This is a genomic window from Streptomyces sp. NPDC005070 (assembly GCF_053600395.1).
This window is the reverse complement of the sequence record NZ_JBSFZS010000003.1, coordinates 85,559-110,840: the sequence shown is the minus strand read 5'-3', so window position 1 is coordinate 110,840 and position 25,282 is coordinate 85,559. Positions and strand designations below refer to the sequence as shown.

Annotated in this window: 25 protein-coding genes; 8 read left to right on the top strand and 17 right to left on the bottom strand. The window is 72.5% G+C overall.

The window, feature by feature from the left end; genetic code table 11:
• Positions 1–27: 27 nt before the first annotated feature.
• Entirely contained in the window at positions 28–417 is a 390-nt protein-coding gene (locus ACWEBX_RS02020) for a DUF5997 family protein (protein WP_451882962.1), read from the bottom strand.
• Positions 418–498: 81 nt separating this feature from the next.
• Between ACWEBX_RS02020 and ACWEBX_RS02015 the strand changes: the two genes are divergently transcribed.
• Both ACWEBX_RS02015 and ACWEBX_RS02010 read left to right on the top strand, forming a co-directional pair.
• Entirely contained in the window at positions 499–1,308 is an 810-nt protein-coding gene (locus tag ACWEBX_RS02015) for a LysR family substrate-binding domain-containing protein (protein ID WP_451882961.1), read from the top strand.
• A 1-nt stretch (position 1,309) separates the two neighbouring features.
• Positions 1,310–1,753 carry a DUF6314 family protein gene (locus tag ACWEBX_RS02010; RefSeq protein WP_451882960.1) on the top strand — a complete coding sequence of 148 codons (444 nt, stop codon included), beginning with the start codon at positions 1,310–1,312 and terminating at the stop codon, positions 1,751–1,753.
• Here ACWEBX_RS02010 and ACWEBX_RS02005 read toward each other — a convergent pair.
• Both ACWEBX_RS02005 and ACWEBX_RS02000 read right to left on the bottom strand, forming a co-directional pair.
• Positions 1,735–2,328 (bottom strand): histidine phosphatase family protein, encoded by a 594-nt coding sequence (locus ACWEBX_RS02005; protein ID WP_355774079.1) that lies wholly within the window; start codon positions 2,326–2,328, stop codon positions 1,735–1,737. The genes ACWEBX_RS02010 and ACWEBX_RS02005 overlap by 19 nt on opposite strands.
• Before the next feature lie 174 nt (positions 2,329–2,502).
• On the bottom strand, positions 2,503–3,939 hold the full coding sequence (locus ACWEBX_RS02000; RefSeq protein ID WP_451882959.1) for an aminotransferase-like domain-containing protein: 1,437 nt from the start codon (positions 3,937–3,939) through the stop codon (positions 2,503–2,505).
• Here ACWEBX_RS02000 and ACWEBX_RS01995 point away from each other — a divergent pair.
• Both ACWEBX_RS01995 and ACWEBX_RS01990 read left to right on the top strand, forming a co-directional pair.
• A complete protein-coding gene (locus ACWEBX_RS01995; RefSeq protein WP_451882958.1) occupies positions 3,938–4,894 on the top strand; it encodes a DMT family transporter in 957 nt (318 codons plus the stop codon). The two genes, ACWEBX_RS02000 and ACWEBX_RS01995, sit on opposite strands and share 2 nt — an antisense overlap.
• A gap of 88 nt (positions 4,895–4,982) precedes the next feature.
• Entirely contained in the window at positions 4,983–5,180 is a 198-nt protein-coding gene (locus ACWEBX_RS01990) for a DUF1918 domain-containing protein (RefSeq protein WP_355774087.1), read from the top strand.
• Between the two features lie 36 nt (positions 5,181–5,216).
• Here ACWEBX_RS01990 and ACWEBX_RS01985 read toward each other — a convergent pair whose 3' ends face one another.
• On the bottom strand, positions 5,217–6,464 hold the full coding sequence (locus ACWEBX_RS01985; protein ID WP_451882957.1) for a glycoside hydrolase family 10 protein: 1,248 nt from the start codon (positions 6,462–6,464) through the stop codon (positions 5,217–5,219).
• A 168-nt stretch (positions 6,465–6,632) separates the two neighbouring features.
• On the opposite strand from ACWEBX_RS01985, the gene ACWEBX_RS01980 reads away from it, so the two are divergent.
• On the top strand, positions 6,633–7,493 hold the full coding sequence (locus ACWEBX_RS01980) for a 3-hydroxybutyryl-CoA dehydrogenase (RefSeq protein ID WP_355774093.1): 861 nt from the start codon (positions 6,633–6,635) through the stop codon (positions 7,491–7,493).
• Between the two features lie 183 nt (positions 7,494–7,676).
• Positions 7,677–7,961, top strand: a complete 285-nt coding sequence (locus ACWEBX_RS01975; protein ID WP_451882956.1) for a hypothetical protein — start codon at positions 7,677–7,679, stop codon at positions 7,959–7,961.
• Positions 7,962–7,983: 22 nt separating this feature from the next.
• On the opposite strand, the gene ACWEBX_RS01970 is transcribed toward ACWEBX_RS01975, so the two are convergent.
• The 10 genes from ACWEBX_RS01970 to infC all read right to left on the bottom strand — a co-directional run bounded on the left by ACWEBX_RS01970 (position 7,984) and on the right by infC (position 19,505).
• A complete protein-coding gene (locus tag ACWEBX_RS01970) occupies positions 7,984–8,529 on the bottom strand; it encodes an NUDIX hydrolase (protein ID WP_339128267.1) in 546 nt (181 codons plus the stop codon).
• Positions 8,530–8,650: 121 nt separating this feature from the next.
• Positions 8,651–9,991 (bottom strand): transcriptional regulator, encoded by a 1,341-nt coding sequence (locus ACWEBX_RS01965; RefSeq protein ID WP_451882955.1) that lies wholly within the window; start codon positions 9,989–9,991, stop codon positions 8,651–8,653.
• Between the two features lie 382 nt (positions 9,992–10,373).
• A complete protein-coding gene (locus tag ACWEBX_RS01960; RefSeq protein ID WP_451882954.1) occupies positions 10,374–11,612 on the bottom strand; it encodes a PP2C family protein-serine/threonine phosphatase in 1,239 nt (412 codons plus the stop codon).
• A gap of 278 nt (positions 11,613–11,890) precedes the next feature.
• Positions 11,891–14,395, bottom strand: a complete 2,505-nt coding sequence (gene pheT, locus ACWEBX_RS01955; RefSeq protein ID WP_451882953.1) for a phenylalanine--tRNA ligase subunit beta — start codon at positions 14,393–14,395, stop codon at positions 11,891–11,893.
• A complete protein-coding gene (pheS, locus tag ACWEBX_RS01950; protein WP_451882952.1) occupies positions 14,395–15,522 on the bottom strand; it encodes a phenylalanine--tRNA ligase subunit alpha in 1,128 nt (375 codons plus the stop codon). The genes pheT and pheS overlap by 1 nt, the downstream gene beginning before the upstream one ends.
• Positions 15,523–15,704: 182 nt before the next feature.
• Positions 15,705–16,880 carry an ATP-binding protein gene (locus ACWEBX_RS01945; protein ID WP_451882951.1) on the bottom strand — a complete coding sequence of 392 codons (1,176 nt, stop codon included), beginning with the start codon at positions 16,878–16,880 and terminating at the stop codon, positions 15,705–15,707.
• Between the two features lie 53 nt (positions 16,881–16,933).
• A complete protein-coding gene (locus ACWEBX_RS01940; protein WP_451882950.1) occupies positions 16,934–17,794 on the bottom strand; it encodes a TrmH family RNA methyltransferase in 861 nt (286 codons plus the stop codon).
• 197 nt (positions 17,795–17,991) lie between these two features.
• Complete coding sequence (gene rplT, locus ACWEBX_RS01935; RefSeq protein ID WP_007457565.1) at positions 17,992–18,375, bottom strand: 50S ribosomal protein L20; 384 nt, start codon at positions 18,373–18,375, stop codon at positions 17,992–17,994.
• 93 nt (positions 18,376–18,468) lie between these two features.
• Complete coding sequence (gene rpmI, locus ACWEBX_RS01930; RefSeq protein WP_006374321.1) at positions 18,469–18,663, bottom strand: 50S ribosomal protein L35; 195 nt, start codon at positions 18,661–18,663, stop codon at positions 18,469–18,471.
• 107 nt (positions 18,664–18,770) lie between these two features.
• Entirely contained in the window at positions 18,771–19,505 is a 735-nt protein-coding gene (infC, locus tag ACWEBX_RS01925; protein ID WP_451883005.1) for a translation initiation factor IF-3, read from the bottom strand.
• 389 nt (positions 19,506–19,894) lie between these two features.
• On the opposite strand from infC, the gene ACWEBX_RS01920 reads away from it, so the two are divergent.
• Positions 19,895–20,251 carry a DUF1844 domain-containing protein gene (locus ACWEBX_RS01920; RefSeq protein ID WP_037628367.1) on the top strand — a complete coding sequence of 119 codons (357 nt, stop codon included), beginning with the start codon at positions 19,895–19,897 and terminating at the stop codon, positions 20,249–20,251.
• A gap of 47 nt (positions 20,252–20,298) precedes the next feature.
• Here ACWEBX_RS01920 and ACWEBX_RS01915 read toward each other — a convergent pair whose 3' ends face one another.
• Entirely contained in the window at positions 20,299–21,030 is a 732-nt protein-coding gene (locus ACWEBX_RS01915; protein ID WP_451882949.1) for an SseB family protein, read from the bottom strand.
• Between the two features lie 149 nt (positions 21,031–21,179).
• Between ACWEBX_RS01915 and ACWEBX_RS01910 the strand changes: the two genes are divergently transcribed.
• Positions 21,180–22,142 (top strand): serine hydrolase, encoded by a 963-nt coding sequence (locus tag ACWEBX_RS01910; RefSeq protein ID WP_451882948.1) that lies wholly within the window; start codon positions 21,180–21,182, stop codon positions 22,140–22,142.
• Between the two features lie 211 nt (positions 22,143–22,353).
• On the opposite strand, the gene mycP is transcribed toward ACWEBX_RS01910, so the two are convergent.
• Positions 22,354–23,658, bottom strand: coding sequence for a type VII secretion-associated serine protease mycosin (gene mycP, locus ACWEBX_RS01905; protein ID WP_451882947.1), 1,305 nt, complete (start codon positions 23,656–23,658; stop codon positions 22,354–22,356).
• Complete coding sequence (locus tag ACWEBX_RS01900) at positions 23,655–24,488, bottom strand: hypothetical protein (RefSeq protein WP_451882946.1); 834 nt, start codon at positions 24,486–24,488, stop codon at positions 23,655–23,657. Before ACWEBX_RS01900 ends, mycP begins: the two co-directional genes overlap by 4 nt.
• Positions 24,489–25,282: the final 794 nt, after the last annotated feature.

The following is a 25,282-nucleotide window of genomic DNA, read 5'->3' as shown; positions in this document are numbered from 1 at the left end:
ACGGCGGCACCGGCGGGGCGCCTTCGGTCAGGAACCGGCGTCCCGCTCGGCGTTCTTCTGCTTGATGCGCGCCGACTCCTTGCGGACCTCCGCCTGGGTGGCGCGCTCACGGCGCAGCCACCCGGGGTCCTCCGTCTTCAGCGCCTCGATCTGCTCGGTGGTGAGGGCCTCGCTGACGCCGCCGCGGGCGAGTCCCGCGATGGAGACACCGAGCTTGGCGGCGACGACGGGCCGCGGGTGCGGGCCGGTGCGGCGCAGCTCCTGGAGCCACGCGGGCGGGTCGGTCTGCAGCGCGTCCAGCTCGGCACGCGAGACGGCACCCTCCTGGAACTCGGCGGGGGTGGCCTCGAGGTACACACCCAGCTTCTTCGCCGCGGTGGCGGGCTTCATGGACTGGGCGGTCTGGTGCGAACTCATGGGTCAAGGGTATCGAGCCCTCGGGCCCCCGCCGACCATCGCCGGTACGGCGCCGATGGCCACGCCGGGTAATCTGACGGGGTGACCGGCTCCGAAGCACCCCCCTCGTTCAGGCTCGCCTACGTTCCGGGGGTGACGCCCTCGAAGTGGGTGCGGATCTGGAACGAGCGCCTGCCCGACGTCTCCCTGGTCCTCGTCCCGGTGTCCGCCGCCGAGGTGTACGACGTCCTGCGGCGCGGCGACGCCGACGCGGGCTTCGTCCGGCTGCCGGTCGACGGGACAGACCTCAGCGCGATCCCCCTCTACACCGAGACGACGGTCGTCGTGGTCCCCAAGGACCACATCGTGGCGGCGGTCGAGCAGGTCAGCGGCGAGGACCTCGCCGACGACATCGTGCTGCACCCCGAGGACGACCCGCTGGACTGGGAGCGGCTGCCGGGCAAGCCGGCGCTGGAGCGGCCCGCCGAAACCGAGGACGCCGTGGAACTCGTCGCGGCGGGCATCGGGGTAGTGATCGTGCCGCAGTCCCTCGCCCGGCTCCACCACCGCAAGGACCTCACCTACCGGACGGTCACCGACGCCCCCGAGTCGCGTGTCGCGCTGGCCTGGCCCGAGGAGCGGACGACGGATCTGGTGGAGGACTTCATCGGCATCGTGCGCGGGCGCACGGTCAACAGCACGCGAGGGCGTTCCCAGACCCCGCCCGCCGCACAGCAGAAGGGCGCGGCGAAGTCCGCGAAGGCCGCCCCCCGGAAGTCGGACACGGGCGGCGCCCGGCGCAAGCCCGCACCCGGCAAGGGCGGCGGCAGGGCCACGGCGAAGAACCCCCGGAGCGGCAACGGCGGCCCGAAGGGCGGCGCGAAGCGCGGCAGGCCCCGCCGCGGTTCCTGACATGGGCGAGTTCTGGCCGGTCGAGGACGTGCTGACGTACCTGGCCGGAAGCTGGCGGGTCGAGCGCACCGTACGGGACCTCGCGAGCGACGCCGAGGGCCGCTTCACCGGCACGACGGTTTTCGGGCCGCTGGACGACGGCGGGCTGCTGCACCGGGAGTCGGGCGCGTTCACGTGGCAGGGCGTCGCGCGGCCCGCCGAGCGGACGCTGCGGTTCCTGCCGGGCCCCACCCGCGGGACCGCTCTCGTACGGTTCTCCGACGGCCGCCCGTTCCACGACCTGGACCTGACGGGCGGGCGGTACGTCGCCGACCATCCGTGCGCGGCGGATCTCTACCGGGGCGAGTTCACCGTGCGGGACGAGAACCACTGGCGGTCCGTCTGGCGGGTGCGGGGCCCCACGAAGGACCTGGTGCTGACCACCGGCTACACGCGCCCGACCTGAGCGGGCGCCCCGTCGACGCGCAGATTCCAGCGGCCCGCCCGGCCCGTCACGGTGATCGCCGACAGGGGACGGACATCGATGTTCCAGTACGTCGAGGGCGGCGCCTTCAGCGCGTAGACCAGCGCGGCCCGCACCACCGACGGCTCGGCCACCGCGACGATGCTTCCGCCGTCCTCCCCCGGCCGGGTGTCGAGCCAGGCCCCGACCCGGGCGATGAAGGTCAGCAGGCTCTCACCGCCGTGGGGTGTGGAGCGTGGATCGGAGAGCCAGGAGTCCACGGCCTCGGGCTCACGGGCCATGGCCTCGCCCAGGGTGAAGCCCCGCCAGCGGCCCATGTCGCAGTCACGCAGCGCGAGCTGGACCAGCGGGGCGTAGCCGAGGACGTCACCGGTGGCCCGGCTGCGGGGTGTCGGAGCGCAGTAGCGCAGCTCCGCCGCCGCCAGCGGCAGCAGCCCGGCGGCGGCACGCTGGGCTTCCTCCCACCCCGCCTGGTCCAGCGGCCGGTCGTCCTCGAAGCGCTCCGCCAGCAGCGCGGAGCTTCGCGCTGCGGCGACGAACGTGACCCGAAGATGCATGCGCAGATCGTGGAGCGCCCGCCTCCGCAGGTCAAGGGTGTCACGTTGAGTATCCGAATATGCACAGAACATCAGCCAGTGGTCTGTGCGTCCGCTGTGCGGGCGCCCGGGATCGGGATCTCCCGCCGACGCGGCCCCGCGGTCCCCCCGAGCGCGGAGTCGGGTCGCGTCCGCTCAGGTCCGTACCTCGTCGTACGCCGCCGCCAGTCGCCGTACGCCCTCCGTGATCTCCTCCGTCCCCGCCACCGCCGCGAAGCTCAACCGGATCTGGGCGGCCGGGGGTTCGGCGCTGTAGTAGGGGCGGCCGGGGGTCACGGCCACCCCCGCGCGAAGGGCGGCGGCGACGAGCGCGGACTCGTCGGTGCCGTCGGGGAGCCGCGCCCACAGGTGGTAGCCGCCGAACGGGATGTGGGGCAGGGCGAGTTCGGGGAGGCGGAGCCGCAGAGCGGCGGTCATGGTGTCCCGACGGGCCTTCAACTCGGCCGAAACTGTACGCAGATGACGCGGCCAGGCCGGTGAGCCGACGAGTTCGAGCGCGGCCTCCTGGAGCGGGCGCGGCACGAAGAAGGTGTCGACGACCTGGATGGCGCGCAGCCGCTCCAGCACCGGACCGCGTGCCGCCAGGGCGCTGACCCGGAAGCTCGGCGAGGTCGCCTTCGTGAGGGAGCCGACGTGCACCACGACGCCGTCCGGGTCCTCGGCGGCCAGCGGACGCGGCAGCGGGCCCGCGTCCTCGTGCACCAGGCGGCGTACGAAGTCGTCCTCGACGACGAAGGCCCCGGCCTCCCGCGCGATGCGCAGCACCTCGCCGCGCCGCTCGGGCGCGAGCACGGCGCCGGTCGGATTCTGGAACAGCGGCTGGCAGACGAAGACCCGGGCGCCGGTGGCCTTGAAGGCGTCGGCCAGGAGCTCGGGTTTCACCCCGTCGGGGTCCACCGGGACCGGCACGGGGCGCAGACCCGCGGCGCGGGCGATGGCCAGCATGCCCGGATACGTGGGCGACTCGACCAGGACCGGGGCGCCGGGCGGCGCGAGCGCGCGCAGGGTGGTCGTCAGGGCGGTCTGGCCGCCGGCCGCGACCAGCACATCGGCGGCGCCGATCGCCCCGCCGATGCCGCGCGCGAACCACTCGCGCAGTTCGGGCAGTCCCTCCATGGGCGGCCGGGACCAGGCACCGGGGCGGCGGCCGGCCCGGGACAGGGCCGCGCCCATCGCCCGCTCCGGCTGGAGCGAGGGGTGCAGATAGCCGCCGTTGAACTCGACGACACCGGGTGCCGGCGCGGCGAGCGAGACGAGAACGCCGGAGGCGTCCACGGTGCGCGGGACGGACTCGGCAGAGGTGTCCGCGCTGAGCGCGACCTCCTGCCAGGAGGTGTCCCCGGTGGAGGCGAGGGCGGGCCGGGGTCTGGCCTTGAAGGCGCCCGCGCCGGGCCGGGTGACCACGAGTCCCTCGGCGGCGAGCTGTGCCAGCGCCCGTGACACGGTCACCGGGCTCACGCGGAACCGCTCGACGAGTGCCCGGCTGGACGGCAGCTTTCCACCTGGAGAGTAGCGGTTCAGCTCCTGTCGTAGCCGTTCCGCGAGATCGCCCACACTGCTACGCTCTTGCATGAGAGCACAGAGTAGCGCTATCGACCGGACGGGGATAGCGGTCGGCACCGACGTCGAGGCCCCGGCCTCCGTCCCGCCCCGGAGCCCCGCTTCGGCGGACCGCCGCTCGGGCACCGTTCAGGCGGCCCTGGGTGTCACCGCCTTCTCCCTCACCTTCCCCGCGACCGCCTGGGGCCTGGAGGGCTTCGGCCCCTGGTCGCTGGTGACCGTGCGCTGCGTCCTCGCGGCGGTCGTCGCGGGCGGCTGTCTGCTCGCGCTGCGGGTCCCCCGGCCCGACCGGCGGCATCTGGCGGGCCTCGCCGTCGTCGCCGCCGGGGTCGTCCTCGGCTTCCCGCTCCTGACGACGCTCGCGCTGCGGACGTCGACCACCGCCCACGCGGCCGTCGTCGTCGGGCTGCTGCCACTCACGACGGCGCTGTTCTCGGCACTGCGCACCGGCGCGCGGCCGTCACGGACGTTCTGGCTGGCGGCCTGCGCGGGCGCGGCGGCCGTGATCGCGTTCACCGTGCAGCAGAGCGGCGGCGCCCTGACCGGCGCGGACGCCTATCTCTTCGGGGCCCTGCTGATCTGCGCGGCCGGCTACACCGAGGGCGGCCGGCTGGCCCGGGTGATGCCGGGCTGGCAGGTCATCGGCTGGGCCCTGATCCTGTGCCTGCCGCTCAGCGTTCCGGGCGCGCTGGTGGCGCTGTCGTCCGAACCGGTACACCTCACGGCGCACAGCGTGACCGGGCTGCTGTGGGTCGCGGTCGGTTCGCAGTTCCTCGGCCTGGTCGTCTGGTACCGGGGGATGGCGTCGATCGGGATTCCCAAGGCCAGCCAGTTGCAGCTCGCCCAGCCGCTGCTCACACTGGTGTGGTCGGTACTGCTTCTGGGCGAGCGGCTCACCCCGGCGGCACCCCTGACGGCGGCCGCCGTCCTCGTCTGCATCGCTCTGACCCAGCGGGCACGGGGCTGACCCACGCGTACGGGCCGCGCCGCGCCCCCCGGGCCTTGGACCCAAGGCCACGAACCGTTGCTCCCGTACAGGCGAGGAGACCGTTCAGATGCACGCAACCAAGGGCGACAAGCTGGTGCAGCACGGCCGGACCGTCGGCCAACACGACAAGGTCGCGGAGATCACCGAGGTCATGGGAGCGGAAGGCTCTCCCCCCTACCGAGTGCGGTTCGAGGACGGTCACGAGGCGGTGTGCTCGCCGGGCCCCGACTCCGAGATCCGTCACCGGGAGATGCCGCCGCAGTAGGACGACCGGGACGAACGCCGGGAGGCCGGCGGACGCTCAGCGCGGGGGTTTCGCCGGCTGCCGGTAGTGGTCGGCGACGACCCGTGCCATCGCGCCGATCCGGTCGGCGTCGGCCTCCGAGGCCGAGAAGAACACATGCCCGCGCACTTCGGCGTGACGGCGGGCGAGGGCGAGATGGCGGGAGAGTTCGGCCGGGTCCTGCCAGGCCGCGGGCTGGGCCGGGTCGCCCGCCTTGTACAGCGCCTCGCCCGCGTAGAGCTGGACGCCCGTGCCGCGGGTGACCCGCGCCCACCAGGGCAGCAGCTTCGCGTAGTCGGCGGCGGCGAAGCCGATGTTCCAGTAGAGCTGGGGGCAGATGTAGTCGACCCAGCGCCGCGCGACCCACTTCCTGGTGTCGGCGTACAGGTCGTCGTACGTCTCGATGCCGGCCCGGGTCGGTGAGCCGAGCGGGTCGGTCGAGGCGTTCCGCCAGACGCCGAAGGGGCTGATGCCGAAGCGCACCCCGGGCCGGACCTTCCTGATGCCCTCCGCCATCTCCTGCACCAGCAGGTCGACGTTGTGGCGCCGCCAGGCCGCCCTGTCCGGGAAGCCCGCCCCGTGTCCGGCGTACGCCACGTCGTCGTCGAAGCGCTCGCCCCGCACCGGGTACGGATAGAAGTAGTCGTCCCAGTGCACGCCGTCGACGGGATACCGGCGCACCGCGTCGAGCATCGCGGCCCGGACGAACGTGCGGACCGGGGGCAGCCCTGGGTTGTAGTAGAGCTTCCCGCCGTACCGCACGGTCCAGTCCGGGTGGAGACGCGCGGGGTGCGAGGGCGCGAGCAGCCGGGGGTCCGGCTGTCCCGAGACGCGGTACGGGTTGAACCAGGCGTGCAGCTCCAGACCGCGCGCGTGGGCCTCGCGCACGGCGGTGCCCAGCGGGTCCCAGCCGGGATCCTTGCCCTGGACGCCGGTCAGGTACCGGGACCACGGCTCGTACGGCGAGGGCCACAGGGCATCGGCGGCGGGACGGACCTGGAGGATCACGGTGTTCAGGCGCAGACGTACCGCCGTGTCCAGGTGGCCGAGAAGTTCGGCGCGCTGGCGTGCGGGGCTCAGGCCGGTACGGGAGGGCCAGTCGCGGTTCGAGGCGGTCGCGAGCCACATGCCCCGCATGGCGGCCGGGGCCGTCGCGCCCCGCGGTGCGGCCGTGGCCTGGGCGGCCGCCGCGTCCCCCGCCGTACCGAGCCCCGACAGTGTCGCGAGCGCGGCCGCCGCGAACGCCCGGCGTGGCAATCGCCCCATATCCGTACCCCTTACGTCGCGAATCCGTCCGGTTACGTGCCGTATCGGGACACAGCATGCACCACCCCGACGATCGATCATCGATACTTGGGAGTAACGTGCACGTTCGGAGCAGGGACCGAACAACGGACGACCTGCCAGGCAGTGCGGATCAGCGAAGGGGACGATGTGACCGACATCGAACGCGTCGGAGTGGTGGGCTGCGGCCAGATGGGAGCGGGCATTGCCGAGGTGTGCGCCCGCGCCGGACTGGACGTGAAGGTCGCCGAGACCACCGGCGAAGCCCTGGAGATCGGCCGGACCCGGCTCTTCTCCTCCCTCTCCAAGGCGGCCGAGCGCGGAAAGATCTCCGCGGACGAGCTCAAGGCCACCCAGGACCGGCTGAGCTTCACCACGGACCTCGGCGAGTTCGCCGACCGCGACCTGGTGATCGAGGCTGTCGTCGAGAACGAGCAGGTGAAGACCGAGATCTTCCAGGTGCTGGATCAGGTGGTGACCAGGCCGGACGCGATCCTGGCCTCCAACACCTCCTCGATCCCGCTGGTGAAGCTGGCCGTCGCGACCTCGCGTCCCGACCAGGTCATCGGCATCCACTTCTTCAACCCGGCCCCGGTGCAGCAGCTCGTGGAGCTGATCCCGGCGCTGACCACCTCCGAGGGCACCATCGGCCGCGCCCAGCTCTTCGCCGAGAAGGCACTCGGCAAGCACGCGATCCGCGCCCAGGACCGCTCGGGCTTCGTCGTCAACGCGCTGCTGATCCCGTATCTCCTGTCCGCGATCCGGATGTTCGAGTCGGGGATCGCGAGCCGCGAGGACATCGACAACGGCATGGAGATGGGCTGCGCCCACCCGATGGGCCCGCTCAAACTGTCCGACCTGATCGGTCTCGACACGGTGGCCTCGGTCGCGTTCTCGATGTACGAGGAGTACAAGGAGCCGCTGTACGCCGCTCCCCCGCTGCTCCAGCGCATGGTCGACGCGGGCCGCCTCGGCCGCAAGTCCGGTTCCGGGTTCTACACCTACGGCTGACCTGCCGACCACCGGCTGAACACCCGCTCCGCTTCGCGGAGTTCGCGCGGGCCCGGCACCCTTTGCGGTGCCGGGCCCGCGCTGTTCACACGCCGTGTGCGCACCGGGCTCGCATATGCCCGGCGCACACTCTCCCCACGCGTCCACCACGCGAGTTGACTTTCCGTGCGCAGACACAGGGATGTGCCGACCACGGAAAGGAGCGGACTCGTAACCGCCGACCCCGAGCATCCCGCGGCACCGAAGGAGATCGCGGAGTTACGCCGGTCGCTCGAAGTGGGGTTCACCCGCATCGAGGGAGGACTGGCGCTGCTCACCCAGCGCGACGACCAGACGGCCAAGGATCTCGATGACCTGAGCACACGGATCGTCGCGCTCGAACACACCCGCTGGCCACTGCCCACCGTCGCCGCCGTCGCGGCCCTGGGCGCCCTGGCCGTCGCGGTCTGGCAGGCTCTCGGCCACTAGGGTCCGGGACGCCGGGGGCCGATCAGGGCAACACGTCCTGTCCGAGCCTGAGATGGTGCAGGAGCAGCAGTGCGGCCGCCATGTTGGCGGCCGGGACCTCACCGCGGGCGACCATGTCGGGAACGAGTTTGAGGGGAACCCATTCCCGGCGGTCCGACTCGAAGTCGTCCACGGGGTGTCCGATGTACGCGCCCTCGTCGGCCCAGTAGATGTGATGCCGGGCGTCGGTGAGCCCGTTGGAGGGCTCGACACTCATCAGATGCCGCAGGGGTCCCGGCCGCCACCCGGTCTCCTCCTCCAGTTCGCGGGCCGCCGCCACGGCGATGTCCTCGCCGTCCTCCACGACGCCCGCCGGCAGCTCCCATCCCCAGCTGTCGGTGATGAAGCGGTGCCGCCACAGCAGCAGCACCTCGTTGGCCTCGTTCACCACCGTGGCCACGGCGACGGGCCGCAGCCGTATCAGGAAGTGATCGAGGTGCCGCCCGTCCGGCAGCTCCACATCTGCGAGATTGACGCTGAACCAGCGGTTTTCATACACAGTTTGTTCGTTCTGTTTCGTCCACTGCACGGTTCTGCCACCTTCCGCCGAGTGAAGGCAATATCGCAGCACCCGCGTCCCGACAGCAGGGCTCACTGGGGTCGGGACGCAGCACGGTGGCGGTGAACGAAGGGATGTGCCGGGCCGCTCCCTACAGCGGTACGCGCAGTGCGCCGTCGATGAGTTCAGCGGCCTCGGTCGTACCCGCGCAGCCGCTGCGCACCAGGTGTTCGCGTACCGCGCGCAGTCTGTCGCGCAGCCGCTGGGACTCCATTCCCCGTGCCTGCTCCGCCATTTGGACGGCCGTCGCCACCGCCTTGTCGGCGTTGCCCTGGCGCAGTTCGATCTGGCTGAGCATGGCCAGCCGGTGCACCCGCCCCCGGTCGTGCGCCGGATTGTCGACGGCGGCCGCGGCGTGCTCCGCGGCGGCCACCAGGTCGCCGAGGCTGAGCAGCGCCTCCGCCACCTGTACGTTGACCAGTCCCGGCTGGACATAGCCGGTCTCGTCGGGCTCGTAACCGCGCCGGATGCGCTCGGCGGCCTGCTCGGCACGCCGTATGCAGGACAGTGCGCTGCTGCCGTCGCCGAGGTGTGCGTACGCCTTCGCCTGCATGGCGTAGAGGTCGGAGGCGAGCGCCGGCGTGATGTGGCGTCCCGCGGCGCGCAGCGCGGCCTCGGCGAAGGCGACCGCCTGCCGGTACTCGCGCATGAACAGCGACTGGTTGACCAGCAGGGCTATGACGTAGGCGCCGAGTCCCCTGTCCCCGCTGGCCTTCGCCAGGCGCAGCGCCTGGTGGAAGTAGCGCTGGGCTAGTCCGTGCGCGTCGGAGTCGTAGGCGCAGATGCCCGCGATGGCCACCAACCCGCCTGTCGCACGGTGGAGTTGACGCCCGGTGGCGTCGGTGTAGCTGCCGCGCAGCAGGGGCGCGGTCTCGGAGTTGAGGAAGCCGACGATGCGGGTGCGGGTCGCCATGCCCCCGGCCTTGCGGTACATCTGCTCGTAGTGGGCCCGTGCCGCGCGCAGCATCTCGATGTCGGCCATGCTGACCTGGTGGCGGCCGCCGCGCGAGACGTCCACGTCCTCGGGCGGGTTCTCCCACTCCCACACGGGCATCACGGCGGGGGTTCCGGTGACAGCCTGGGCGCCGAGGATGTGCGGGCGCTGCTGTTCGTCGGAGCGCCACAGGGCGGTGGCGCGTTCGACGAAGCCGGAGAGCGAGCCGGCGTGCGGGGTGGAGGGCTCGCCGGGGACCCCGAGGCCGATGTCGTCGAGCGTGACGGGCCGGTGCAGCCGTCCCGCGAGCACCTCGCAGATCAGGTCGGGCACCTGTCCGCGCGGTCGCTGGCCCTTCAGCCACCGTGCCACGGCGGTGTGTTCGTAGCGCAGGGCCAGACCACGGGCCCGGCCCGCCTGGTTGACATGGGCCGCGAGTCCCGCGTGCGAGATCCCCGCCTCGTCGAGGATCGCGTCGAGCAGAGTGTTGGGCTGCATGGAAGGCCCCCCGAGTGGCTCGTTGCCGACGGCGCCGGCCGGGCGACCGCCCCGACCGCACCAGAGAGAGTAGTGCGTCCTCTTTCACACGGGGTGTGATGGGAATGCCCGTATCCGCGCTGTGCGCTCGCTGTCGCGGAGAGTTTCGCACCGGTTGACTGAAATGCCTCGCAAGAGGCCGGCCGGGCCGCCGGCTCCCCCTCGTACAGTACGGCGGCCCGCTCCGCGCCGTCCGCCCGGCCGCCTGCCCGACACTCCGTGGCCGGGCGGACGGCAGAGCCGGTCCGGCCGGGTCGGCCGCGGGACTCCGGACGTCCGGGAGTGGGTCCCGTGGCCGGTCGTCTCCGGATCGACCGGGCAGGCGCGACGGTGCGGACACGGCCTAGCGGGGCACGTGCTGGGAGACACGGCCGTGGTTCAGGGCGAAGGGGCGGCGGTCGTTGTGCAGGACCAGGAGGGCCACGTCGTCGTCGGGCCGTCCGCCGGTGTGGCGCAGCAGGCCGGTGAACACCGCGCGCAGCACGGCCTGCGGTTCGACGGGCCCGTCGCGGACGGCCGCCGCGAGCGCCGGGAGCAGCGGGAAGAACCGGCCCCGGGCGTCCCGCGCGTCCTCGGCGCCGTCGGTGTGCAGGAAGAGCCCCTCGCCGGGCCGGAGCCGGCCGCAGGATTCGGCCGGCAGGCAGGCGGGCAGCGGGAACGGCCCGAGCGGGGGCAGCGGTTCGGCGTGCACGAACGGCCGGACACGGCCCCGGGTCAGCAGATAAGGCCAGGGGTGGCCGCAGTTGAGGGCGTGCACCTCGCCGTCCCCGCGGATCTCGAGGAGCAGGACGGTGACGAACTCCTCGGCGGCGTGGTGGTCGGACTCGGGCCCGCCGAAGGCGTGTTCGGCCCGGTCCCGCTCGCGCAGGTGCCGGGCCAGCGCCCGCTCGAGTCTTCTGAGGACACCGCCGAGTTCGGGTTCGTCGTGCGCGGCCTCGCGGAAGCTGCCGAGGACGGCGGCGACCGTGCCGATGGCCCCCAGTCCGTGGCCGCGGACGTCCCCCATCACGACCCGCACGCCGTGCTCGGTGGCGATCGCCTCGTACAGATCGCCGCCGATGCTCGCGCCGTGATCCGCGGAGAGCTGGGCCGCGGCGATGTCCAGTCCGTCGATGCGCGGCGGCAGCGGGCGCAGCAGGACGTTCTGCGCGGCTCCCGCGATTCTGCGGATCTGCCGGAGTTCGCGCAGCAGCGCTCTTCTGACGTGGACTATCAGACCGGCTCCGACCGCGAAGAAGACGGCGCTGGTGACGACGCGGGCACCGAGCCCGTTCTCCTGCGCGAGCGGACAGGCCATCTTGTACGAGATCGCCAGCGCGCCCCAGACCGCGGGCAGCCCCAGGTTCACCGCCCGGCGCAGCGGCGGGCGGTCGGCGGTGCGCGGGACCCGGTGGCCGAGGAGGCCGCTTCCGTGGTCCTCGCGGAGGGATCCGGGGCGGGATCTGCGACCGCGTACCGCCCGGTCGAATCCGGCCCTCAGCCGGTCACGGCAACGACGCGGTGCGAGGACCGCTCCGGCCGGGTTCCGCGAATGCGTCTGGAGCGTCGCCCTGCGGGGAGCCCCAGCCTTGTTACGGATCATGCCGATTGGCCCCCCAATAGGCACTGACGGCGCAGACGGCCTCGGAGAGACCGCTCCGATTCTGTCGAGCGCCGACCCGGCCGGGCAGGGGCACCCGGACATGTCACCCAAATGAGTGAGGTGTCTTCGGACAGCCGCATTTATGCAGGCAGGGGCCGGGCCAACCCCGCACAGGGGCCTGGGAACCCCCGAAAACGGGAGCGGGGAACCGTGCGCCCCGGTCGCGGAATGGTCCGCGCACACGGCGCACGGTTCCCCGGCGCAACCCCGTGGAGCCGTCAGGCTCCGCGCAGCACGGCGCCCGTGCGCTCCGCGGCGAGCGCCACCGCCGCGTCGCGGGCCGCGGAGGCCTCGTCGACGGTCAGTGTGCGGTCGGCGGCACGGAACCGGAGCGCGTAGGCGAGGGACTTCTTGTCCTCGCCGAGCTGGGCGCTCTCGTACTCGTCGAACAGCCGGATGGACTCGAGGAGTTCACCCGCGCCCTCGTGCAGAGCCGCCTCGACGTCCGCGTGCGGGACGCTCTTGTCGACGACGAGGGCGACGTCCTGCGTGGCGACCGGGAAGGTCGAGATCTTCGGGCCCTTGGGGTGGCCCGAGCTCGCCCGCTCCAGCGCGTCCAGGTCCAGCTCCATCGCACAGGTGCGCGCGGGCAGGCCCAGCGTCTTCAGGACGCCGGGGTGCAGCTCACCGGCGTACCCGATGATCTGCTCCGCGCCGTCCACGACGACCGTGAGCTCGGCGCAGCGGCCCGGGTGCCACGGCCCGTACTGACCCGAGCGGACGAGGAGCTCGGTCCCCGACTCGCGGGCCAGGACGCGCGCGGCCTCGATCGCGTCGGCCCAGTCGGCCGGGCGTCCCTTGCCCCACCAGCCGGCCTGCTCGCGGGCGCCCGCGAGGACGACGGCGGCGTGCCGGGGCTGCGCGGGAAGCGCGGCGGTCAGGGACGCGATCTCCTCGTCGGTGGGACGGCGGTCGACGGGCAGCCGCCCGGCGACACGCAGTTCCTCCCGCGGGTGGAAGACCAGACCGGTCTCGAAGAGCGCCAGGTCGTGGCTGCCGCGTCCGTCGTTGCGGCGGAGGGCCTGCAGCAGGCCCGGCAGCAGCGTCGTACGGAGCGCGGGCTCCTCGTCGGAGAGCGGGTTGACCAGCTTGACGACCTTGCGCTTCGGGTCGTCGTCGGCGAGGCCGAACTGGTCGAAGACGTGCTCGCCGATGAACGGGTAGTTCGGTGCCTCGACGTAGCCGGCGCCGGCCAGCGCCCGGCCGACCCGGCGGTGCAGCCGCTGCCGGTCGGTGAGGCCGAGGCCCGCCGGCGGCTTGGGCAGCGTGGAAGGCAGGTTCTCGTAGCCCTCCAGCCGGATGACCTCTTCCGCGAGGTCGTTCGGGTCCGTCAGGTCGGGCCGCCAGGACGGCACGGTGACGATCAGCTCGTCCTGGCCGTAGACGTCGCAGCCGACCTGCTGGAGTCGGCGGACGACGGTCTCGCGGCCGTAGTCGACACCGGCCACCTTGTCCGGGTGGTTCGCCGGGATGGTGATGGTGTGCGGCGCGGACGGCGCGATCACCTCGGTGACCCCGGCGTCGGCGGTGCCGCCCGCGAGGAGCACGAGGAGGTCGACGGTCCGCTGGGCCGCGGCCGAGGTGGCCGCGGGGTCGGCGCCGCGCTCGAAGCGCTTGGCCGCCTCGGAGGCCAGCTTGTGCCGGCGGGCCGTGCGCGCGATGGAGATCGGGTCGAAGTGCGCGGCCTCGACGACGACCTCGGTCGTGGTGCCCTCGGTGTCGTCGATCTCGGTGTGGGCGCCGCCCATGACACCCGCGAGGCCGATGGGGCCGCGGTCGTCGGTGATCACCAGGTCGCCCGCGTCCAGCGTGCGCTTGACGCCGTCGAGGGTGGTGAGCTTCTCGCCCTGCTCGGCCCGGCGCACGCCGATGGTGCCCTCGACCCGGCTGCGGTCGTAGGCGTGCAGGGGCTGGCCCAGCTCCAGCATCACGTAGTTGGTGATGTCGACGGCGAGCGAGACCGGGCGCATGCCGGCCTTCTGGAGCCGGCGGCGCAGCCAGATCGGGGACCGGGCGTCGGGGTCGAGGCCGGTCACCGTACGCGCGGTGAAACGGTCGCAGCCCATCGGGTCGGCGACCTGGACCGGGTATCCGAACGCGTTCGGGGCCGGTACGTCGAGCAGCGCGGGGTCGCGCAGCGGCAGGCCGTAGGCGATGGCGGCCTCGCGGGCTACACCCCGCATCGACAGGGCGTAGCCGCGGTCGGGCGTGACGGCGATGTCGAGGACCTCGTCGACGAGCTGGAGCAGCTCGATCGCGTCGGTGCCGACGGCGGTCTCCGGCGGCAGCACGATGATGCCGCCGCTACCGTCGTCGCCCATGCCCAGCTCGTCGCCGGAGCAGATCATGCCGTGCGAGGTCTTGCCGTACGTCTTGCGCGCGGCGATCGCGAAGTCGCCGGGCAGCACCGCGCCGGGCAGCACGACGACGACCTTGTCGCCGACGGCGAAGTTGCGGGCGCCGCAGACGATCTCCTGGGGCTCACCGGTGCCGTTGGCGGTGCCGACGTCGACGGTGCAGAAGCGGATCGGCTTCTTGAACTCCGTCAGTTCCTCGATGGTGAGCACCTGGCCGACGACCAGGGGGCCCTTGAGGTCGGCGCCGAGCTGCTCGACCCTCTCGACCTCGAGGCCTGCCGAAATGAGCTTGGCCTGGACGTCGCGCCCGGTCTCCGTCGCCGGCAGGTCGACGTACTCCCGCAGCCAAGAAAGCGGGACCCGCATCAGATCTCCATCCCGAACGGCCGGGTGAACCGGACGTCACCCTCGACCATGTCTCGCATGTCTTCAACGCTGTGACGGAACATCAGCATCCGCTCGATGCCGAACCCGAAGGCGAACCCGCTGTACTTCTCCGGGTCGACGCCACAGGCGACGAGCACCCGCGGGTTGACCATGCCGCAGCCGCCGAGCTCGATCCAGCCCTCGGAGGAGCAGGTCCGGCAGGGGCGGTCGGGGTTGCCGACGGACTCGCCCTTGCAGACGTAGCAGAGCATGTCCATCTCGGCGGACGGCTCGGTGAAGGGGAAGTAGTTCGGGCGCAGCCGGGTCTTCATGTCCGAGCCGAAGAGCGACTGGACCATGTGGTCCAGGGTGCCCTTGAGGTCGGCCATGGTCAGGCCCTCGTCGACGGCCAGCAGCTCGATCTGGTGGAAGACCGGGGTGTGCGTGGCGTCGAGCTCGTCCGTGCGGTAGACGCGGCCGGGGCACACGACGTAGACGGGTGGCTCCCGGTCGAGCAGGGCGCGGGCCTGCACCGGCGAGGTGTGGGTGCGCAGCACGACACCGGACTCGTCTCCGTGGGTGCCTTCGGGGCCCTGGACGAAGAAGGTGTCCTGCATCTGCCGGGCCGGGTGGTCCGGGCCGAAGTTCAGGGCGTCGAAGTTGAACCACTCCGCCTCGACCTCGGGGCCCTCGGCGACCTCGTATCCCATGGACACGAAGACGTCCGCGACCCGCTCCATCATCGTGGTCAGCGGGTGCCGGGCGCCGGACGGCACACGGTCGTACGGCAGCGTGACGTCCACCGCCTCCTCGACCAGTACGCGCGCGTCCCGGTCGGCCTCCAGTTCGGCCTGGCGGCCGGCGAGGGCCTTGTTCACAGCGCCGCGGGCCTGGCCGACGAGCTTGCCGGCCGCGGCCTTGGCCTGCGGGGGCAGTGCGCCGATCTCGCGGTTGGCGAGGGCCAGCGGAGAGGTGCCGCCGGTGTGGGCGACCTTGGCCTCCTGGAGCGCGTCGAGGTCGCCGGCGGCGGCGAAGGCGGCGAGCGCCTCGTCCCGCATGCGCTCGATCTCTTCCGGTTTCAAGGCCTCGACCTCTACAGGGTCGTACGACTTATTAGGTGCCGACATCTCTTCCCGTGCTTCCGGTTGGCTGGCTGAGGGTCCCCGTCATCGACTCGGAGACGCATCGTCCGCAGATGAGTGGACGCAAAGGTGCCAAAGGCCGAGTCTAACGGGGGTGAGGGTCCGCCCAGGACGGGGCGTCCTCGCGGTGATCCCGTGCGGAGGCGCCCGTGGGGGCCGCTGCGGCGCTAGAGCAGATACGCCGGGGTGCCCACGGGCAGCGTAAATCGGAACTCGGCGCCCCCGCCGGGGGCGCGGCCGACCGTGATGGTGCCGCCGTGGGCTTCGACGATGCCCTTGACGATGTAGAGCCCGAGGCCGGTGCCGCCGCGCTTGCTGCCCCGCCAGAAGCGGGTGAAGACGCGGTTCATGGACTCCTCCGGGATTCCGGTGCCCTCGTCGCTCACGGTGACCGACGTGACGGCGTTCGCCGTGCCCTCCTCGTCCGGCCGCTCGCGCGGGGACGTGGAGGGTGCCACGTCGATGGTGACGGTTCCCTCGCCGTGGCGCACCGCATTTTCGATCAGGTTGCTGAGCACCTGGTCGACCTTGTCGGGGTCGGCCCACAGACCGGGCAGGGGCTGCTCGATACGCAGCAGGAAGCGGTCGGCGGGCTGGCCGGAGGCGACGTACGCCTGGATGTGCCGGCCGACGGCGGCGCCGATGTCGACGGGCTGGCGGCGCACTTCGAGGCGGCCGGAGTCGATGCGGGAGATGTCGAGGAGCTCGGCGATGAGCCGGGTGACGCGGTTCGCGTCGGCGTCGACGGTCTCCAGCATCAGTTTCTTCTGGTCGTCGGTGAAGCGTTCCCATTTGGCGAGCAGGGTCGCGGTGAAGCCCTTGACGGAGGTGAGCGGCGAGCGCAGTTCGTGGGCGACCGTGGCGATCAGCTCGGCGTGGCTGCGCTCGGTGCGGCGGCGGGCCTCGGTGTCGCGCAGGCAGACGACGACCCGGCGGACCGGGCCGGTGGGGTGGGTGCGCACATAGCGGGCGGAGACGAGGATCTCGCGGCCGCCGGGGAGCAGGAGGTTCCGTTCGGGCTGGCCGTTGCGGATGGCGAGTCCGCCGTAGGGGTCCGTGAGCTGCCACCAGCGCCGGCCTTCGAGATCCTCCAGCGGGAGGGCCGCTTCGAGCCGGCGGCCGAGGGCCTCGGCTGCGGGGACCGCGGTGATCCGGGCGGCGGCGGCGTTGAAACAGACGACCTGGCCGTGTTCGTCGGCGACGACGATCCCGTCGGGCAGGTCGTCGGGGTCTATGCCGAGGCCGGGACCGGCTCCCGCGGTGTCATCGTGCCAGGGCGCGGAAGTGCCGCGCACGTCTCGCGCTCGCAGCGCGCCATGGGCACCGCCCGTGCCGACACTCATCCCCGTACCCCACCTCTCGTCTGGCGCAGAGGGCCCCCGGGCCCGTCACCCTACTAGCTGCCGGTGACGGAGCGGCACCCTGTGGAGGCGCGCTGTGCACGGGCTGACGCGTAGAGACATACGGCCGCGGCCGTGGCCAGGTTCAGGCTTTCGGCCTTTCCGTGGATCGGAACGCGCACGACGGCATCGGCCAGCGCGCGGGTCTCCTCCGGAAGCCCCCAGGCCTCGTTGCCGAAGACCCAGGCGGTGGGGCCGCCCATGGTCCCCTTGTCGAGCTCGTCGTCGAGGTCGTCCTCCCCGGCGCCGTCGGCGGCCAGGATGCGGACGCCGGCGTCCTTGAGTCCGGCCACGGCCTGCTCGACGGGCACGCCGACGGCGACGGGCAGATGGAACAGGGACCCGACGGAGGCGCGTACGGCCTTGGGGTTGTAGAGGTCGACGGAGGCGTCGGTGAGGACGACGGCTTCGGCGCCCGCGGCGTCCGCGCAGCGCAGCACGGTTCCGGCGTTCCCGGGGTCGCGGACGTGGGCGAGGACGGCGACGAGCCTCGGCCGGGCCTTGAGGATGTCCTCGAAGGGGGTGTCGAGGAAACGGCAGATCCCGACGAGGCCCTGCGGGGTGACGGTGGTCGAGATGTCGGCGATGACCTGCTCTTCGGCGAGGTGCACCCGGGCGCCGGCCTGCCGGGCGCCGCCGATGATGTCGGCGTAGCGCTCCGCGGCCTCGACGGTGGCGAACAGCTCCACGAGGGTGGCCGTGCCGTCGGCGCGGTGTGCGGCGGCCTCCCGGACGGACTGCGGCCCCTCGGCGAGGAACAGCCGGTCCTTGCCCCGGAAGTTCCGCCTGGCGAGCCGCCGGGCGGCCAGGACACGCGGCGAGCGCGGGGAGATCAGCTCGGGGCTGGCGGGAGGCATGTTCTCGTTCACCTTCGGTATCTGTGCAGCTCGCACGGCGGCGGGGGCCACTCCGGCACGCCCAGAAGCGCGGGGAACTGCGCGACCGGCCCCCGACGGCCCGCACCCGAACGACTGCCCCTGGGGTCAGCGACAAAGGACCCGCAGGTTCGCAGACCTGCGGGTCCTTCAGTCACGTCGGCTGAGCCGGCGCAGCGTCACGCGGCCTTCGGCGCGTTGACGTCCGACGGCAGGGCCTTCTGCGCGACCTCGACGAGCGCGGCGAACGCGTTGGCGTCGTTGACGGCCAGCTCCGCGAGGATCTTGCGGTCCACCTCGATGTTGGCGGCCTTCAGACCCTGGATGAGGCGGTTGTACGTCATGCCGTTCTGGCGGGCCGCAGCGTTGATGCGCTGGATCCAGAGCTGACGGAAGTCGCCCTTGCGCTTCTTGCGGTCGTTGTAGTTGTAGACCAGCGAGTGGGTGACCTGCTCCTTGGCCTTGCGGTACAGGCGCGAACGCTGACCGCGGTAGCCCTTCGCAGCCTCGAGGATCGCCCGGCGCTTCTTGTGGGCGTTTACTGCCCGCTTGACGCGTGCCACTTTTTACTCCTTGTAGCGGGGCCGTGGTTGGACTCACACGACCCGAAATCGATGGGGTCCCGGATCAGACGTACGGCGCTGGGCGCCGGTACGTCACTTGCCGAGAAGCTTCTTGATCTTCGCGGCGTCGCCCGGGGCCATCTCGGCGGTGCCGGTGAGACGGCGCGTCACGCGGGACGACTTGTGCTCGAGCAGGTGGCGCTTGCCGGCGCGCTCACGGAGCACCTTGCCGGAGCCGGTGATCTTGAAGCGCTTGCTGGCACCGCTGTGCGACTTGTTCTTCGGCATAGCGCCGTTCTCTCCTCGTCAGTGGCGTTCCGGTGCCCGGTCGCGGGACCGGGCACGGGTGGAACGTCATATGTATCGATTGACATCCCGGGGCGGGGGCCCTGGGATCAGGCCTCGGCTGACGCCTCGGCCGGGGTCTCCGCCTCGGCCTGGGTCTCGGTCGACTCGGCCTCGGCGGGCGCGCCTTCGGTGGTGTCACCGTCGGCCACACCCTCTTCGGCGGCGTTCTGCGAGCGACCCGGGTTGGCCTTCGCGTCCGCCTTGCGAGCCGCCTGAGCCTCACGGGCCTCGGCCATCGCCTCGGTCTTCTTCTTGTGCGGACCGAGAACCATGATCATGTTTCGGCCGTCCTGCTTCGGGTTCGACTCGATGAACCCGAGATCCTCGACGTCCGTGGCGAGACGCTGCAGCAGTCGGTAGCCGAGCTCCGGCCGGGACTGCTCGCGACCACGGAACATGATCGTGATCTTGACCTTGTCGCCCTGCTTGAGGAACCGGACGACGTGACCCTTTTTGGTGTCGTAGTCGTGCGGGTCGATCTTCGGCCGGAGCTTCATTTCCTTGATGACCGTGTGCGCCTGGTTCTTGCGCGCCTCACGGGCCTTCATGGCCGACTCGTACTTGAACTTGCCGTAGTCCATGAGCTTGCAGACGGGCGGGCGAGCGCTCGCCGCCACCTCGACCAGGTCGAGGTCGTACTCCTGAGCAAGCTCAAGGGCCTTGGCAAGCGGAACAATCCCGACCTGCTCGCCGCTGGGACCGACAAGTCGCACTTCGGGAACGCGAATCCGGTCGTTGATGCGGGGCTCGGTGCTGATGGATCCTCCTCGGTAGCACCACACGGCGGTCTGGCGGACAGCCGCGTATGTCTCTGATGACATTTGACCAACCGCCGTGGGGCATGAAAAATGCCCCGGACGGGACACAGGCGGGGCTCCATGGCAACCGGAGCACCGCCGCGGTCTACCGCGGGGCGCGCACTCGGACGACTCCATCGTCCGTACGGAACGATGGCGGTCGCCTGACCGGATGACCCGCCGTCCCGAAGGACAGTCAGGTGGGAGATCGGAGCCTCCACTTGTGGGCCGAGCACATACGTGTCCGGCCGGTCGTTACACAAGGTTAGCAGTTCCGCCGGGTACGCGCTAACCGGAGGTCTCCTCACCGCCGCTCACCGGGCGGAAGGCTCCCGTGGACGGGGCCGCGCGCGCCGGGGCCTATCGTGTGAGGCATGAGTGACACCCCTCCCCAGAACCCCGACTTCGACACCATGACCCGCGACATCGCCGAGGTCCCCGCGGTCGAGGTCATCGTGACGGTCGCCGTGAACCTGATGAGCGCCGCCGCCGTGAAGCTCGGCCTCACCGAGGAGGGCGACGAGCACAAGGACCTGGACGAGGCGCGCAAGCTGGTCACCGCGCTCGCCGGACTGCTCGACGCGAGCGCGACCGAGATCAGTTCCTTCCACGCCGCGCCGCTGCGCGACGGCCTGAAGTCCCTCCAGCTCGCCTTCCGCGAGGCGTCCCTCGTCCCGGACGAGCCGGGCCAGGGCCCCGGCGAGAAGTACACGGGGCCCGTCTACGGCTGACCCGTGCCCGTACGGACCGCCGTACGGACACGGACCCGCTCGCGTACCTATCCGCGGACGTACAGGGGCTCGCCCGGAGGCGTCGTCTCGGCCGGCAGCAGTGCCAGGTCGAGGCCGCGCACCAGGCGGGCCCTCAGTGTTTCGTCGGCCGCGAGCCGCTCGGCCACCGCGCGAGCGGTCTCGGCGGGGGCGGCCGACGGGTCGAGCACGAGCGCGAGGGTCCCGTCCGCCGGACCGGGGCCGAGATGGGCGCGGGCCACGAGGGGCTCGGCGGCGACCGCGGCCCGTACCGCCTCGACCACGGCGGGATCGGCGAGCGGATCGGGGGTCGTACGCCCCTCGGCGACCGCCAGCAGGGCGGAACCCGTCAGCTCGTAGGACACCGGCCCGGCCAGGTCCAGCACGATCGTGTCGGCCTTCTCGTGGGCCGCGGCCTCCAGGACCTGGTTCAGGCGTGCGGCGACGGGGCGGGCCCCGGGATCCCAGCGGGCCAGCGAATCCGTCGAGGTGAAGGCGGGCAGCGCCGTACGGTTCCCGGCCTTGAGCGTGGGCACCGCCATGTCGCTGGTCTTCTCGCGGCGCAGCCCGTTCTCGTCCACCTCGACCTCACCGAGCATCGCCACGACGGGCACGAGGAGCCGGGCGCCCGTGAGCGCCTCCAGGACCGGCGGTACGGCTGTGCGGTCGGCGGACCAGGCCGCGAGCGCGGCGCTCAGCCGGGGGTCGGCGGAGCCGTCGTCGTCGGGGAAGCCGGGGTCGGGAATGTTCTTGTTCGCCACGGTCCCCGACCCTATCGGGGGAATGCTGCTGCGCTTGTGCGGCCCCTGTAACGCGCGGGCGACGGGATTCATGAGTTTCTCAGTTTTCCCTGACACGTCTTTCACACGCGTCTAACGGACGCCACAGCCCGGCCGTCGAGCATCGCCGGATGGACCGTCAAAGAGCACGCGGGCGTCGCGCCCGGCCCTCCCGACGCACGCCACTTCTGTACATCGCGGTGGCCTCGGTCGTCCTCGTCGGCGCCACGGCCGCCGGGACGGTGTACATGAAGGCGCAGGCGCACGACGGCCCCGCCGTCGTATCGTCGGCGGCGTCGGCGTCGCCCTCCGCGTCGCCCGCCGCGAGCGAGGAGGCATCGGTGGAACCCGTGGCGGAACCCTCCGTGGACCGGGACGCGCTGCTCGCCAAGGCACTGAAGTCGGTGACGGTGGCGGCCGGTGCGAAGACCTCGGTCGCCGTCCTCGACGTCGACTCGGGCGAGAGCGCCGGCTACGGGGACACGGCCTTCGACACCGCGAGCATCGTCAAGGTGAACATCCTCGCCGCGCTGCTGCTCCAGGCACGGGACGCGGACCGGCATCTCACCGCGCGGGAGAAGGCGTACGCCACCGCGATGATCGAGAACAGCGACAACGCGTCGGCGACCGCGCTGTGGGCCACCATCGGCCGGGCCGACGGGCTGGACGCCGCGAACAAGCGCCTCGGTCTCACGGACACCCAGGGTGGCGACGGTGAGCTGTGGGGTCTGACCCAGACCACCGCGAGCGACCAACTCAGGCTGCTGCGCCAGGTGTTCGGAGACGACTCCGACCTGAGCGCGGCCTCGCGGTCCTATCTACAGGGGCTGATGGGCGAGATCGAGACCGACCAGCAGTGGGGAGTGTCCGCCGCCGGCGACGGGTCCCGATGGGCGCTGAAGAACGGGTGGCTGGCGCGCAGCACGACCGGGCTGTGGGACATCAACAGCATCGGGCGGATCTCGGCCGACGGCCACGACTATCTGGTGGCGACGCTGTCGAACGGCAACTCGACGCAGGCGAAGGGCATTTCGCTGGTGGAAGCGGTGTCGAAGGCGGCGGTGTCCGCGTTCCAGGACACGGCCGAGGGCTGAGGCCCGGCCGTCGAAGGGCCGCCCCGGAACGGCCGTTCAAGGACCGGCCGTTCAAGGACCGGCCGTTCAAGGACAGGCCGTTCAAGGACCGGCCGTTCAAGGACAGGCCGTTCAAGGACAGGCCGTTCAAGGACAGGCCTACGGGTCGGCGCCGACGGGATGCGGCGCGACCGGGGCCGCGGGGCGCCGGGGTCCCGAACGGCGTTTTCCGCTAGCGACGTTCGAACGGGTTCGAGGGTCTGCGACCGCGCCACAGGAACACCGCCGCCGCCAGCAGGCCCAGGCCCAGGGCACCCGCGAGGGGAGCAGCCCAGTCGGCCGAACTGCCGCCGTCTTCAGGGGTGTCGGGCCCTGCGCCGAAGTACTTGTGGCCGTACGCGGCCGCCTTGGGACCGCCCTCGGGATCGATCCGGCCGGCCGCCTTGATGGCCGCGGCCGGGTCGACGAAGCCGAAGCCGCGGGAGTCGTCTCGGCCGCCCGAGGGAACGTTGCGGGCGGTGTCCTCCAGCAACCGCTTGATCTGCGCCGGGGACAGACCCGGGTGGGCGGCCTTGACGAGTGCGACCGCGCCGGAGACGAACGCGGAGGCCGCGCTGGTGCCCCAGCCCTCGTAGTACCGGTCGTCCGGGTCGGCGATGACCACGTCGACGCCCGGGGCGCTGACGGTGGCGTACCAGCGGCGGGTGGAGAAGGAGGCGTGCGTTCCGTAGCGGTCCACGGCGGTCGCCGCGATGACGCCGGGGTAGGCGGCGGGGTACGAGATGTGGTCGCCCTTCTCCCCGCCGTTGCCGGCGGAGGCGACGACGGCGATCCCCTTCTTCAGCGCGTACTGGACCGCTTCGTCCTCGGCGGGTTCGGGGTGGGCCGACCTGGAGTCGTCGCCGAGGGAGAGGTTGATGACGTCGGCGCCGTGGTCGGCGGCCCAGCGGATGCCCTCCGCGAGGGCGTTGCCACGGGTGTTGCGGGCCTTGGAGCGGGCCGGGTCCTTGTCCTCGAGGATGACGCGGACGGGCAGGATCTTCGCCTCAGGGGCGATCCCCATCACGCCGTTGGCGTGGCCGGGCCCGTGGCCGTGCCCGGCGATGATGCCCGCCATGGCGGTGCCGTGCCGTGCCCAGCTCACGTCACCGCGGCTCGCGCCGAAACCGACCATGTCCTTGTCGCCGAGCACATTGCCCTTGAGGTCCGGGTGCTGGGCGTCGACGCCGGTGTCGAGGACGGCGACGGTGATGCCCTTGCCCTTGGTCGTGCGCCACGCCTGCTGCGTGTGCATCGCGTCGAGGCCCCACTGCTGGGCACGTATGCCGTCGGCGTGCGCGGTGGCGGAGGGCACAAGGGCGAGGGAGGCGGCGAGGAACGCGGCGAGGGCACCGGACCTGCGGGAGAGCCGGGGCCGGCGGGCTGTCAGGGCCGGGCGCCGGGGGCGGCCGACGGGGGCCGTCACTCCGGTCGTGCCGGCGGGTCCGGTCGTACGGGGCTGCCGGGTGCGGCCGTCGGGGCCGTCGTCGCGGGTCATGACGGCTTCTCCGTGGACGAGGTGACGGTCTTGCGAAGGCCTCGCTCGACCCGGTCGGCGAGGCCCTGCGCCTCATGGCCGAGGCCCGACTGGGCCGCGGCCGTGGTCGCCTCCGGCTTCATCGCCTCGGCGGCGGGCTGCGGGGCGGCGACCGTTCGCCCGTCGGCGAACCCGGAGACCGCGTACACGACGACGGGGGCGTCCGTCAGGACGGACACGGTCCACGCGGCACGCTGCGCCTTGCCGAAGCCCTCGGCGGCGGTGCCCTTCGCCGCGTACGGCAGGGGCAGCAGATCGGGGCGCCGGTCCAGGCCCTCCTTGCGGAAGCGGGCCTTCAGGGAGGTCATGCCCGCCGCGTCCGCCTTGGTGAACAGCAGGCCGACGGTGGTGACATGACTGCGGGTCGCGTCCACGTAGGTGGCACGCAGCAGGCGCAGGCAGCCGACGGGGGCGAGAGCCTGGCGCAGCAGCGGGTCGAAGGCGTCCTTGCAGCCGGTGTCGGGGGCGACGGCGATCCGTGTCCAGGTGCGGTCGGAACCGCCGGGGCCCGCGCCGTCGCCGCGCACGGTCGGCGGGAAGAGCCGGTCCACGGGAACGCTGTGCCAGAGGCCTCCGGCCGCCGTGAACGCGCCGGGCGAACCGGGCGCGTCCGTGTCGTCGCCGGTGAGCCAACTGCCGGTCACCGCGCCGCCGATGAGGCCGAGTCCGAGCACGAGGCAGGTCGCGGCGGTCACGGCACCCGGCCGGATCCGCCCGCGGAACGGGCGCACCCGCGCGGTGTCGCCGCCGTACGTCTCGGGCTCCGCGAACGATACGAAGGGGCGCCGCACGCCCGGGGTGGTCTCGGCGGGCGCCGCCGGCGAGGGGGCCGGAATGAACGGAGGAGCGCTCGCGGAGCCCGCACCGGCCCCGTCCCGCCCGGCCCGCGGCTCCCGCGTGACCTCCCCGAACCGCTCCCCGAAACCGAGGTCCGGCCCAGCCGCTCCGACCGGCGCCGGAGCTCCGGCCCGATCGGACGCGGCGGTCCGCTCGGACGGGCCCGAGGGCTCGGCGGCGCGTGACGGATCGAAGGACCGCGGGGGGCCGGAGGGGCGCGAGGGGACGGAGGGCTGCGAGGGGACGGAAGGCTGCGAGGTCTCGGACGGGCGCCGGAGCCCGGCCGGGTGCGCGGACTCGGGGGTCGGCGCGGCACCGGAGGAGCGCGACGGGTCCGAGGACCGCGCGGGTTGCGACGGCGGCGCGGACTCCGAGGGGCGCGGAGCTTCGAAGGCACGCGGGGGCTCGGACGGGCGCTGCGGCGCGGCGGGGTGCGACAACCGGGCGGGGCGCTGCGCGGGACGCTGCGTTCCGCCGGGCCGCGACGGGCCTGCGGGGTGCGGCGCCCCGTCGGGGCGTGCCGGTGCGGCGGGCGCGGGCGGGGTGTCCGGGAAACGTGCGGAGGCCGCCGGGGGCGGCGGGGTCGGCGCCCCCGTCCGGCCCTCGGGGCGCAGGTGGGGGTAGCGCCGGGCCTCCGGCCGCGACGCGGATCCGGGACCCTGCGGAGCGGCGTCCGACGCGGAGCGCCGTGAAGCCACCGACGGCGGGGCCGGGCGGTCCGGCGGGGCACCGTCCGACGCGGGGCGCG